Origin of the sequence: Burkholderia aenigmatica, from assembly GCF_048627025.1 — a bacterium.
GTDB lineage: Bacteria > Pseudomonadota > Gammaproteobacteria > Burkholderiales > Burkholderiaceae > Burkholderia > Burkholderia aenigmatica.
On record NZ_CP184468.1, the window covers coordinates 2114366 to 2126714 of the forward strand.

Below are 12349 nucleotides of genomic sequence, written 5' to 3' on the forward strand. Positions count from 1 at the left end.
ATGTTCGGCGACATCCGCCGGATCGTCGGTCTCGCGTGGCCGGTGCTCGTCGGCCAGCTCGCGATCATCGCGTTCGGCGTGATCGACACCGCGATGGTCGGGCGCTACTCGGCCGTCGACCTAGCCGCGCTCGGGCTCGGCTCGTCGATCTACATATCGATCTATATCGGCCTGACGGGCATCCTGTCCGCGCTGCAGCCGATCACCGGGCAACTGTACGGCGCGCGCCGCTATGCCGAGATCGGCGAGGAAGTGCGCCAGGCGCTGTGGCTCGCGCTGCTGCTCGCGGTGCCCGGCTTTCTCCTGCTGCATTTTCCCGAGCCGCTGCTGCGCGTCGCGCACACGCCCGCCGCGCTGCACGACCGCACCGTCGACTACCTGCGCATCCTGTCGTACGGGCTGCCCGCCAGCCTCGTGTTCCGCATCTACAACGCGTTGACCAATGCGGCCGGCAAGCCGCGCCTCGCGATGATCCTGCAGATCGGCGCGCTGCTGCTCAAGTTTCCGCTCAACGTGTGGTTCATCTTCGGCGGGTTCGGCGTGCCCGCTCTCGGCGGCCCGGGCTGCGGGCTCGCGAGCACGCTGATCAACTGGGCGCTCGCGCTGATCGGCTACACGCTGCTCGCGAAGCTCGACGTGTTCGCGCCGCTCGCGATCTTCTCGCGCTTCTGCTGGCCGGTCTGGGAACGCCAGAAGGCAATCCTGAAACTCGGCGTGCCGATGGGCCTGTCGTACCTGATCGAGGTCACGTCGTACACGTGCATGGCGCTGTTCATCGCGCAGTTCGGCACGACGACGCTCGCCGGCCACCAGATCGCCGGCAACATCGGCGCGGTGCTGTACATGACACCGCTGTCGATCGGCGTGGCGGCGTCGACGCTGGTCGCGCGCGCGCTCGGCGCCGGACGGCCCGAGGAAGCCCGGCTGCTCGGCCGGCACAGCGTGATCTTCGCGTGCGGCATTGCCGCAACCTACGGCCTGCTCGTGTTCGTGCTGCGACCGCTGATCATCGGCGGCTATACGCCGAACCCGGCCGTCGCCGCGGCCGCGATGCCGCTGGTCGCGATCGTCGCGTGCTACCACGTCTTCGACGCGGTGCAGGTCACGTCGGCGTTCGTGCTGCGCGCCTACAAGGTCGCGGTCGTGCCGACCGTGATCTATGCGGTCGCGCTGTGGGGCGTCGGGCTCAGCGGCGGCTACGCGCTCGGCTTCGACGTGGGCGGCATCGCACCCGCGTGGCTGACCGGCGCGCGCGGCTTCTGGTTTGCGAACACGATCAGCCTGGTGCTCGCGGGCGCCGGGCTCGTGCTGTATCTGCGCCGCGTCAGTCGCGCGCATGCGGCCGCATCCACGTCCGCCTGACGCGCCGCCCGTTACGTCTCCTCCAGCACGTCCGCCGCGTGATACGACGACCGCACGAGCGGGCCGGCGACGACTTCCCTGAAACCGAGCAACAGCGCTTCGTCGCGCCATGCGGCGAATGCGTCCGGGCTCACGTAGCGTCGCACGGGCAGATGGTGCGCGGACGGCGCGAGATACTGGCCGAGCGTCAGCACGTCGACGTCATGCGCACGCAGGTCGCGCAGCGTGTCGCGCACTTCGTCGTCGCACTCGCCCAGCCCGAGCATCAACCCCGATTTCGTCACCAGCCCCGGCCGCGCCCGCTTCGCCTGCGCGAGCAGTTCGAGCGAGCCGCGATAGTCGGCGCCCGGCCGTGCCGCACGATACAGCGATGGCACCGTCTCGATGTTGTGGTTGAACACGTCGGGCCACGCCGTCGACAGCGCCTCCAGCGCGCGGGCCACGCGGCCGCGGAAGTCCGGCGTCAGGACTTCGACGCCGATGCCCGGCACGCTCGCGCGCACCGCCGCGATACACGCGGCGAAATGCGCGGCGCCGCCGTCGCGCAGATCGTCACGGTCGACCGACGTGATCACGACGTAGCGCAGCCCGAGCGCCGCGGCCGCCTCGGCCAGCCGCGCCGGCTCGTCGGGATCGAGCGGCTCGGGACGGCCGTGCGCGACGTCGCAGAACGGGCAGCGCCGCGTGCACAACCCGCCCATGATCATGAAGGTCGCGGTGCGCTGCGCGAAGCATTCGCCGATGTTCGGGCACATCGCCTCCTCGCAGACGGAATGCAGCCGATGGTCGCGCAGCACGGTCGCCATGTCGGCGACCGCCGCGCTCATCATCGGCCGCGCGCGCAGCCACGGCGGCTTCGGCAACGCCGCGCCGGCCGCGGGCTCGACGCGCACCGGAATGCGCGCGAGCTTGTCGCGGCTTCGCGCGCCCGGCTGGCCGAGCGCCGTGAGGCTGGGTCGTTCGAGCGCGGCGGCCATCGTCAGCCTCCGAGAAACGCGACGATCAGGCGGTTCACGTCGGCGGCCGCCTCCATCTGCACCATGTGCCCGCTGCCGGCGATCACCTCGGCACGCACGCCGTCCGGCAGGCCCTGCGCATGCTGCGCGGGGATCACCTGGTCGCGCTCGCCCCAGATCACGAGCGTGCGCGGCGCAAGCGCCGCGAGCCGGTCGCGGAACACGCGCCGCTGTGCGGCGCCATCGAACGCGGCCTGCGCGATCTTCTCGAGCGCGGCCTGCACGCCTTCGAGCCGCTTGTACTTGACCAGATCCTCGACGAGTTGCCGCGTGACCAGCGCGTTGTCCGCGAACAGCGCGCCGAGGTGCGGCTTCAGCGTGTTGCGGCTGTTGCCGGCGACGAAGCCGTCGATGTAAGCGCGGTTGATGTCGGTGCCGAGCCCCGCGCTCGCGATCAGCGTCAGCGACGCAACGCGTTGCGGTGCGCGCTCGGCCGCCGCCATCGCGACCGCGCCGCCCATCGAATGGCCGATCAGGTGGGCTTGGTCGATGCCCTTCGCATCGAGCAGCGCGAGCACCGCGTCGGCCAGTTCGTCGAGGCTGCCCGTCTCGACCGCCTTGCCCGATTCCCCGTGACCGGGCAGGTCGAGCGCCCACACCGGCCGGTGCGCGGCGAGATCCGCGTGATTGAACAGCCAGTTGTTCAGGTCGCCGCCGAAGCCGTGGATCAGCACGGCGGGCGTGCCGCTGCCTTCGCCGAGCTTCAGGAAACGCACCGTCCGGCCGCCGATCTGCGCCTTTTCGGGCTGCGGTCCCGCCGCTTCGTCGGTGGCCGCGCTCGGCACGAAATCACGCTGGAAATCGGCGATTGCCGCATCGATGTCCGCATCGCTCGCGTCGGTGGCCGCGACGACGCCGAGCAGCGCGCCGACCGGCAGCGTCTCGCCTTCCTGCGCGACCTGCCGGCGCAGCGTGCCGTCGAACGCGCATTCGACGCCCGACGAGATCTTGTCGGTCTCGACGTCGAGCACTTCGTCGCCCTTCGTCACGCGTTCGCCGATCGCCTTCAGCCAGCCGTTGACCTGCCCCTGCTCCATCGACAGCCCCCACTTGGGCATCGTGATCATGTGAATCGACATCGTGTCAGCTCCTCGTCTTCAGGACCGCCTGCGCAATCGCATCGGCGGACGGGATATACAGGTCTTCCAGCACGCTCGCGAACGGCGTGGGCGTATGCGGCGCGGTCACCAGCTCGATCGGTGCCTTCAGCGCATGGAACGCGCGTTTTGCGACGAGCGCGGCGATATCGGTCGCGATCGAGCAGCGCGGGTTCGCTTCGTCGACGACCACCACACGCCCGGTGCGCTCCGCGCTTTCGAGGATCGTTTCCTCGTCGAGCGGCGACGTCGTGCGCAGGTCGATCACGTCGACCTGGATGCCGTCCTTCGCGAGCTTCGCGGCCGCGTCCATCGCGAGGTGCACCATGCGGCCGTAGGTGACGATCGTCGCGTCGTCGCCGTCGCGCATCACGTTGGCTTCACCGAACGGAATCGCATAGGACTCCTCCGGCACATCGCCTTCGCGGGTATAGAGCAGCTTGTGTTCGAGGAAGATCACCGGATCGTTGTCGCGGATCGCCTGGATCAGCAGCCCCTTCGCGTCATACGGCGTCGACGGGCACACGACCTTCAGCCCCGGAATGTGCGTGAACAGCGACGTGAGCATCTGCGAATGCTGCGCGGCCGCGCGCAAGCCGGCGCCGTACATCGCGCGGATCACGACCGGCGTCACGGCCTTGCCGCCGAACATGTAGCGGAACTTGGCGGCCTGGTTGAAGATCTGGTCGAAGCACACGCCCATGAAATCGATGAACATCAGCTCCGCGACGGGCCGCATCCCGCACGCGGCCGCGCCGACCGCCGCGCCGATGTAGCCGCCTTCGGACAGCGGCGTATCGAGCACGCGGCCCGGAAATTTGTGGAACAGCCCCTTCGTCACGCCGAGCACGCCGCCCCACGCGTCGTCCTCGCCCGGCGCGCCCGCGCCGCCTGCATTGTCTTCGCCCATCACGATCACGCTGTCGTCGCGCGCCATTTCCTGCGCGAGCGCCTCGTTGATCGCCTGCGAATAAGTGATCTTCCTTGCCATGTCTGTCTCCTGGAATGTTCGGTTCGCCGTGCCGGCCGCGGTGTCAGGCCGCGCTCACGGGTACGACACGTAGACGTCGGCCAGCAGGTCGGCCGCGTCGGGCAGCGGTGCGGCCTTGGCCTGCGCGACCGCATCGTCGATCAGCGCCTTCACCTGTGCATCGACCGCGCGCAGGTCGGTGGTCGTCAGCGCTTCGGCACGCACGACACACGTTTCGAAATGCTTCAGGCAGTCCTTCTCGTCGCGCAGCTTCTGCACCTCGCCGGGTGCGCGATAGGTTTGCGCATCGCCTTCGAAGTGGCCGAAATAGCGGGTGAGCTTCACCTCGACGAGCGTCGGGCCGCCGCCGTTGCGCGCGCGCTCGACGGCCTCGCCAAGCGCTTCGTGCACCGCGAAGAAGTCGAAGCCGTCGACGATCACGCCCGGCATCCCGAACCCGTTCGCGCGATCGGCGATGTTGTCGGTCGCGACCGACCAGCTCGACGACGTCGCTTCCGCGTAGCCGTTGTTTTCGGCAACGAAGATCGCGGGCAGCCGCCACACCGACGCGAGGTTCATCGATTCGAAGATCACGCCCTGGTTCGACGCGCCGTCGCCGAAGAAGCACACGCCGACACCGCCGGTCTTCTTGTGCTTCGCCGCGAGCGCCGCGCCGCAGACGAGCGGGCCGCCCGCGCCGACGATCCCGTTGGCGCCGAGCATCCCCATCGACAGGTCGGCGATGTGCATCGAGCCGCCTTTGCCGTGGCAGACGCCCGTCTTCTTGCCGTAGATCTCGGCCATCATCCCGTGCACGTCGACGCCCTTCGCGATGCAATGGCCGTGGCCGCGGTGGGTGGTCGCGACGTAGTCGTCGAGGCCGAGGTGCAGCATCGTGCCGACCGCGGACGCCTCCTCGCCCGCGTACAGGTGAACGAAACCGGGGATCTCGCCGGTCGCGAATTCGACGTGCAGGCGTTCCTCGAATTCGCGGATCGTGCGCATCAGCCGGTAGGCGTCCAGCAGCTTGTCCCTGCTGAGCTGTGTCGAAGCTGTCATGTGTGTCTCCTGGGTAGGTCTGACTGCGAATGCCGCCTCGGCCGGGCCGCGGCGGCGGATTGTCGGGCCCGCGGCCGTCAGTGGAACGTGAAGCCGCCGTCGACGTTCACGGCCTGGCCCGTCACGTTGTCCATCGTCGCGAAGAACAGCGCGAGCCGGCCCATGTCTTCCGACGTCTGCGCGCGGCCCTGCGGGATCAGCGTCAACTGGTGCCGCTGCCACGACTCCTCGACCGATTCGCCGTCGGTCTTCCATTCGTCGGACAGCCGGTCCCACATGTAGGTGCGCACGATGCCGGGGCAGATCGCGTTGACGGTCACGCCGTCGCGTGCGAGCTCCTTCGCGAGCGCGTTCGTGAAGCCGACGACCGCGAATTTCGACGCGCTGTAATGCGCGAGATTCGGAAAGCCTTCCTTGCCGGCGATCGACGCGACGTTGATGATCCGGCCGCGACCCTGCGCCTTCAGATGCGTGAGCGCCGCGCGACAGCCGAGGAACGTGCCCTTCGCATTCACGTCCATCACGAAATCCCAGTCGCGCTCGGTCAGCTCGGCAACCGGATGAATGCTGATCACGCCCGCGCAGTTCACGAGGATGTCGAGCCGGCCGAGGTCGGCGAGCGCTTGCGCGACCATCGCGTCGACCTGTGCGGCTTGCGTGACGTCGACTTTCGCGACCGTCGCCCGGCGGCCGAGCGCGCGGATCTCGCGTGCGGTGGCGTCGAGTGCGTCGTCGAGCAGATCGGCCAGCAGGATGTCGGCGCCCGCGCCGGCGAGCGTCAGTGCAATGCCTCGGCCGATACCGCGCGCGCCGCCCGTGACGATGGCGACCTGTCCTTCGAGTGAAGCTGTCATGGCGATGTCTCCTTGATGATCGTTATGGATGCCGAAATGCCGCTCGGTAAAACGGTGTCTCAATAGCGCCACTCGCCCGCCTCGCGCAGCAATTGGCGTGACGACGCGTAGCGCAGCGTGCGGCCGACGTCGACCGTCAGCGGCCCACGCCAGTCGAGCGAGATCTCGTAGCGATCGCCGCGCGCGACTTCGATCTCGCGCTCGCCGTCGAACGCGAGCGTGCCGCGCTCGAACGGGATCGTCTGCCACGCGCCCGGCTCGAGCCGCTCGCAACTGCGCATCACGACGCGATCGACGCGGCCCGGCGCAATCGGCGCGACGAGCGGCGTGCCGGCCGTCTTGCCTTCGGCCGCGAAGCGCATCGCGAGCCCGTGCGGCGCGCTACGTTCGAGCGGCGCCCACGCGCCGCCGAGCGCGGACAGGCCGATCCCGTCCGGTTCCGCAAACGTCAGGTAGAGCGAATCGATGTCGTCGGATCCCGAGATCGCGCGGGCACCGATGAAGCGCTGTCGCGCGGCGCACACGTCGACGAGCGCGATCTCCTCGCGCCCCGGCTGCGCGCCCGCCACGCAGCGCACGACGAGCCGCTTGTTGCGCGTGAACGCGACTTCGGCCGGCACGGCGCCGGTCGCGGCGAGCCCTGCCGCGACGCCCGCGACGGTGGCTTCGCGATGTTCTGGAAACGCGTTGTTGGTGCCGGTGGACAGCGCGACGAGCGGTGTCGCACCGCAGTGCGCGGCAACCGCGCGATGGGTGCCGTCGCCGCCGAGCACGACGATCAGCGCGACTTCCATCCGGTGCAGGTACGCGGCACCGGCCTGCGTATCGGCGACGGTATCGGTGATCGGCAGGTCGACGAATTCGACCTCGGGCCAGCGCTCGTGCGGCGCGACCGCACGATGCGTGTCGATCGCGCGCAGCAGCAGCGTCGCAATGCCCGTGCGGTCGCGCAGCGTCAGCACGCGCTCGACGCCCATCGCGCCGAGGCCGGCCAGCAGGCGCACGATCATGTTCGCCTTCTCGGCCGTGGGAAACACGGAGGCATGCGTCGTGAGGCGGCGGATGTCGCGCCCCGATGCGGGGTTCGCGATCACACCGACGGTAACGGGCGTCGTCACGGGTTCGTCTCCATCCAGTTGGCCGGCCGCGGTGCATTGGCGTGCGCCGCGGTCCTGCCTGTCTCGTCCGCTGCCATCACCGGGCGGCGGATCGTCGTCATCGACGCGACCGCGCCGACTTGCCCGTGATCTCTGCAAGCGGCGTGCCATCGTGCATGCGATGAACGTGAAACCCTTGTGAATGCTGGAGCAGCCGGTATGCAGGTGTTCCTGATTCGATGCTGGAAGGACGGAACACGCGGCAATTCGGCCTGTTCGTCTCACATCGCCGATGCGACCAAACGACCACCGCGACGCTGGTGCAAGCGCACCGTTCCGCCTGCAAACCCCGCGGTATCGCGGCGCCGAGCATGCCGCGTCATGCCGGACGACCGCCACCTGTCGCAGATGAGCGCGTCTCAACGACACGAGACAGCCCGCGATACCGGTGAGACGAACGTCTCACGCCCGCCGCGTGCTGCGATGCAATGTGATCCGCCGTGCGGGATGTGCTACAAGAACATCGCATTCCCCGCCGTACGGAACCGGAGCCGACCATGCCCTACGCCGTCCCCCAGGCCCAGCACGCCGACCGTGTGCTCGGCGCGCTCGCCGGACGCCTGCCCGCGCCGGCCGATTCCACGCGCCTCGTGTCGTCGTGGCAACGATCGCTGGAGCGCTACCGTCTCGACCCCGCTTCGTCGATCGGCCCGCGCGTGCTGACCGCGGCCGAGCTGCGCGAAGTGCGCGACAAGGAGGAAGCCTTCCTGCGCGCGTCGGGCCAGTGCCTGACGCGGCTGCACGACATGATTCGCGTCGCCGACTACTGCGTGATGCTGACCGATGCGCACGGCGTGACGATCGACTACCGGATCGATCGTGAGCGCCGCAACGACTTCCGCCACGCGGGGCTGCACATCGGCTCGTGCTGGTCGGAAAGCGAGGAAGGCACCTGCGGTGTCGCGAACGTGCTGACCGATCTCGCGCCGATCACCGTGCACAAGACCGATCACTTTCGCGCGGCGTTCACGACGCTCACCTGCAGCGCGGCGCCGATCTTCTCGCCGTGCGGCGAACTGATCGGCGTGCTCGACGCGTCGGCCGTTCATTCGCCCGACGGCCGCGACAGTCAGCGTCTCGTCTATCAGCTCGTGCGGCAGAGCGCGGCACTGATCGAGGACGGCTACTTCGTGCACAGCACCGCGCAGCACTGGATCCTGTTCGGGCATCCGAATCGTCACTACGTCGAAGCGCAACCGGAGTGGCTGATCGCGTTCGACGAATGCGGCAATATCGTCGCCGCGAACCGGCAGGCGCGCGATGCGCTGCCGGCACTGCGCGAACCGCGCCATATCGACGAGATCTTCGATGCGACCGAGATGCCGCTGCGCGATGCCGCGCGGCTCGATGCGATCGTCGCGCTGCGGCTGCGCGCGACCGGCGCGCCGCTCTATGCGCGGCTGCGTGCGCCGCTACGGCGCATCGGCCGCGAACCCGGCACGGCCACGCGCCGCCCGGGCACCGCGCAACGCCACGTCGGCGCGCTGACACCGTTCCTGAACAGCAGCGACTCACATATCGCGCAGCAGGCCGAACTCGCGCTGCGGGTCGCGAGCAAGCGGCTGCCGATTCTCGTGCTCGGCGAAACCGGTGCGGGGAAGGAAGTGTTCGCGCGCGCGATCCACGACGCCGGGGCGCGGCGCGCGCGACCGTTCGTCGCGGTCAACTGCGGCGCGCTACCGGAAGCGCTGATCGAGAGCGAATTGTTCGGCTATGCGGCCGGCGCGTTCACCGGCGCGCGCAAGCACGGCGCGCGCGGCAAGATCGCACTCGCCGACGGCGGCACGCTGTTCCTCGACGAAATCGGCGACATGCCGCTCGCGCTGCAGACCCGCCTGTTGCGCGTGCTCGCGGATGGCGAAGTCGTGCCGCTCGGCAGCGATACGCCCGTACGCGTCGATCTCGACGTGATTTGCGCGACGCACCGCGATCTCGCGCGGATGGTGGCCGACGGCACGTTCCGCGAGGATCTGTACTACCGGCTGAGCGGCGCGACGTTCGAACTGCCACCGCTGCGCGAGCGCGCCGACGTGCGCGACGTGATTGCCGCCGTGTTCGCCGAGGAGGCGCAGGCCACCGGCCACGTGCTGACGCTCGATGCAACGCTCGCCGAACAGCTTGCCGCGTACCCGTGGCCCGGCAACGTGCGGCAGTTGCGCAACGTGCTGCGCTATGCGTGCGCGGTGTGCGACGCCGCACGCGTCACGCGGCATGACCTGCCGGCCGATATCGCCGCGCAACTCGGTGGCGTGGCGCCCGGCGCGCTGCCCGACGACGAACGCGGCCGTATCGTCGCGGCGCTCACCGCGCACCGCTGGCGGCCCGACCCGGCCGCGCAGGCACTCGGCATCTCGCGCGCGACGCTGTACCGGCGTATCGCGAAGCACCGGATCGTCGCGCCGCACCGCGCGTGACGCGCCGCCGGCGCGTCTACCACTCATGACGCATGCGCCGCCGCTTCACGCGCGTTCGCGGTGTCACCCGACTTGCTGGCGGCTTCGGCTTCGTCGCGCCGCACGAACACCTCGTGCGCGGCGAACAGCGCGTTGAGCGCGGCCGGAAAACCTGCATAGACGGCCATCTGCATGAACACCTCGACGATCTCGTCGCGCGTGCAGCCGACGTTCAGCGCGGCCTCGATATGCACTTTGAGTTGCGGCTGCGCGTTGCCGAGCGAGGCCAGCGCCGCGATCGTCGCAATTTCGCGCGCTTTCAGGTCGAGCTGCGGCCGGCTGTAGATGTCGCCGAAACCGAATTCGACCAGGAGCCGCCCGAAGTCCGGCGCGATCGGCGCGAGGGCCGCGATCACGCGCTCGCCCACTTCGCCGTCGATTTCCTTCAGTTTGTTCCAGCCGCGCGTGTAGCGGTCTTCAACGAGTCGTTCCATTGTGTCCGTCCTGTTCCGAGGGAGAGTGAGAAGGTTTCGCCCGTCGCGCCGCATCCCGCTCCTGTGCCTCGTAGTACGCAATCTTGTCGCTGATCACGTCGAGGCTCGCCTGCAGCTCCGCGATATGCGCGCGCACCGCGTCGCGATGCGTGACCAGCAGGCTGCGCCGCGCACCGAAGGTCGGCTCGCCTTGCGCGCGCAGCGCCGCGAATGCCTGCATCTGCGCGATCGGCATGCCGGTCGCCTTCAGGCGCATCACGAAGGCCAGCCAGTCAAGGTCGGCCGGTGCATAGAGCCGGTGCCCGGCCGCCGTGCGCGAAATCGCGCGCAGCAGGCCCGCCTGCTCGTAGTACCGCAGCGTATGCGTCGACAGGCCGGTCATTTCGGCGACCTGGCCGATCGTCAGCGGGCCGGCGGAGGAAGGTTGGGATACGGTTTTCGACATGGCAGGAACAAGGTTAGGAGTTAGAGTTCACTCTAAGTCAAGCCCTGTCGAACAGCCAGTGCGACGATCATCGGCGACACCCCTGCGACACCGTAAACAATGGTCAAAATCGCCGCGCGGCGCGGGTTTCGGTCTTTACAGCGCCGCAAGCCTTCAGCAAGATTCGGTCAGCCTGTCTTAAAAAGGGCACGCATTTGTCCTATGCTTAACGGCGACGCCCGGCCGCGCCTCGTCCCGCCGTCCGTTGCAACAGCCATTCATCCGTCAGAACCAGGGAGCCTTTGCCATGCTGAAGAAGCTGCTGATGCTGTTCGTCGCGCTATCGCTGTCGCTCGCCGCAGGCCTCGCCGCGGCCGTCGAAGTCAACTCGGCTGACCAGGCCACGCTCGAATCCGTGAAGGGTCTCGGGCCCGTGAAGTCGAAGGCGATCATCGACGAACGCACCAAGAACGGCCCGTTCAAGGACGCGGACGATCTCGCGAACCGCGTCAAGGGCCTCGGCACGAAGTCGGTCGGGCATCTCGAAGAAAACGGTCTGACGATCGGCGGCTCGTCGACGCCGCCGAAGGGCGTGAAGCTGTCGAAGCCGGCCGCGACGACGTCGGCGACCACGTCGGCCACGACGTCGGCAGGCACCGCGTCGACGTCCACGACCGCGACGGCCGGCACGACGGCCACCGCACCCGCACCGGCGGCAAGCGCGCCGGATGCGGCGGCAAAGCCGGCCAAGGCCAAGCGCATGACGAAGAAGGAAAAAGCGGCCGCAGCAGCGGCGGCATCCGCCGATGCGGGTGCGAGCGCACCGGCCACAGCATCGTCGACGAAAGCGACGAAGGGTTCCAAGAAGAAAAGCAAGAAGGACAAGGCAGCCTCCGCCGCCGCGGCGTCGGGCGCCTGATATGCGCCGCGCGCGCGACGGCGTGCGCGCGGCATTCGTTCAACGGGCGCCCGCTGCGTGGCGCCCTTTTCAGTAAAGGTGAAGAACCATGGGTCTCCTCGACATCGTTGGCGGTCTGATCGGCGGCCAGGCCGGCGGCAACTCGCAAAGCGCGCTGATCACGACCGCGCTCGAATTCATCAACAACCAGCCGGGCGGCCTGAACGGCCTGATCGAGAAGTTCAAGGCTGGCGGCGCCGGCGACATCATCGGCTCGTGGGTCGGCAACGGCCAGAACCAGCCGATCTCGCCGGACGCACTGCAGAACGTGCTCGGCTCGGACGCGATCGGTGCGCTCGCGAGCAAGTTCGGTGTCGATCCGTCGATGGCCTCGACCGTGCTCGCGCAGGTGCTGCCGCACGTCGTCAACCACGCGACGCCGGACGGCGCGGTGCCGGCCGACGGCCAGGCGCAGGTCGACCCGTCGAACGTGCTCGGCTCGCTGTCGCAGATCGCCGGCATGTTCGGCGGCAACAAGCAGGGCTGACGCGCCGCGTCGTTGCGACGCTCCATAAGCAAACACCCCGCCGAGGCGGGGTGTTTGTTTTTGCGCGCCCGGTGCGAA

12 protein-coding genes are annotated in these 12349 nt (G+C 68.8%); 4 read left to right on the forward strand and 8 right to left on the reverse strand.

All coding sequences use genetic code 11. From position 1 onward, the window contains the following. Window positions 1-1362, forward strand: coding sequence for an MATE family efflux transporter (locus ACN8ZM_RS09875; protein ID WP_205824687.1), 1362 nt, complete (start codon window positions 1-3; stop codon window positions 1360-1362). Window positions 1363-1373: 11 nt separating this feature from the next. Here ACN8ZM_RS09875 and lipA read toward each other — a convergent pair whose 3' ends face one another. From lipA to ACN8ZM_RS09905, 6 genes are all read right to left on the reverse strand, one after another. Further along, on the reverse strand, window positions 1374-2339 hold the full coding sequence (lipA, locus tag ACN8ZM_RS09880; RefSeq protein WP_420209900.1) for a lipoyl synthase: 966 nt from the start codon (window positions 2337-2339) through the stop codon (window positions 1374-1376). Between the two features lie 2 nt (window positions 2340-2341). Further along, window positions 2342-3457, reverse strand: a complete 1116-nt coding sequence (locus ACN8ZM_RS09885; RefSeq protein WP_420209901.1) for an acetoin dehydrogenase dihydrolipoyllysine-residue acetyltransferase subunit — start codon at window positions 3455-3457, stop codon at window positions 2342-2344. A 4-nt stretch (window positions 3458-3461) separates the two neighbouring features. Further along, entirely contained in the window at window positions 3462-4466 is a 1005-nt protein-coding gene (locus ACN8ZM_RS09890) for an alpha-ketoacid dehydrogenase subunit beta (RefSeq protein WP_420209902.1), read from the reverse strand. Window positions 4467-4520: 54 nt separating this feature from the next. Beyond that, window positions 4521-5504, reverse strand: coding sequence for a thiamine pyrophosphate-dependent dehydrogenase E1 component subunit alpha (locus tag ACN8ZM_RS09895; RefSeq protein ID WP_420209903.1), 984 nt, complete (start codon window positions 5502-5504; stop codon window positions 4521-4523). A 77-nt stretch (window positions 5505-5581) separates the two neighbouring features. After that, a complete protein-coding gene (locus tag ACN8ZM_RS09900; RefSeq protein ID WP_420209904.1) occupies window positions 5582-6358 on the reverse strand; it encodes an SDR family NAD(P)-dependent oxidoreductase in 777 nt (258 codons plus the stop codon). 59 nt (window positions 6359-6417) lie between these two features. Then, window positions 6418-7476, reverse strand: coding sequence for an ATP-NAD kinase family protein (locus tag ACN8ZM_RS09905; protein WP_175025746.1), 1059 nt, complete (start codon window positions 7474-7476; stop codon window positions 6418-6420). A 536-nt stretch (window positions 7477-8012) separates the two neighbouring features. On the opposite strand from ACN8ZM_RS09905, the gene ACN8ZM_RS09910 reads away from it, so the two are divergent. Further along, a complete protein-coding gene (locus tag ACN8ZM_RS09910; RefSeq protein ID WP_205823705.1) occupies window positions 8013-9929 on the forward strand; it encodes a sigma-54-dependent Fis family transcriptional regulator in 1917 nt (638 codons plus the stop codon). A gap of 23 nt (window positions 9930-9952) precedes the next feature. Here ACN8ZM_RS09910 and ACN8ZM_RS09915 read toward each other — a convergent pair whose 3' ends face one another. Both ACN8ZM_RS09915 and ACN8ZM_RS09920 read right to left on the reverse strand, forming a co-directional pair. Next, the gene (locus ACN8ZM_RS09915; protein ID WP_301770396.1) at window positions 9953-10402 is read right to left on the reverse strand and encodes a carboxymuconolactone decarboxylase family protein; all 450 of its coding nucleotides are present in this window, start codon (window positions 10400-10402) and stop codon (window positions 9953-9955) included. Then, on the reverse strand, window positions 10386-10847 hold the full coding sequence (locus tag ACN8ZM_RS09920) for a MerR family transcriptional regulator (protein WP_420209905.1): 462 nt from the start codon (window positions 10845-10847) through the stop codon (window positions 10386-10388). The genes ACN8ZM_RS09915 and ACN8ZM_RS09920 overlap by 17 nt, the downstream gene beginning before the upstream one ends. Before the next feature lie 286 nt (window positions 10848-11133). Between ACN8ZM_RS09920 and ACN8ZM_RS09925 the strand changes: the two genes are divergently transcribed. Further along, a complete protein-coding gene (locus tag ACN8ZM_RS09925; RefSeq protein ID WP_420209906.1) occupies window positions 11134-11745 on the forward strand; it encodes a ComEA family DNA-binding protein in 612 nt (203 codons plus the stop codon). An 88-nt stretch (window positions 11746-11833) separates the two neighbouring features. Then, a complete protein-coding gene (locus ACN8ZM_RS09930; RefSeq protein WP_043188214.1) occupies window positions 11834-12271 on the forward strand; it encodes a YidB family protein in 438 nt (145 codons plus the stop codon). Window positions 12272-12349: the final 78 nt, after the last annotated feature.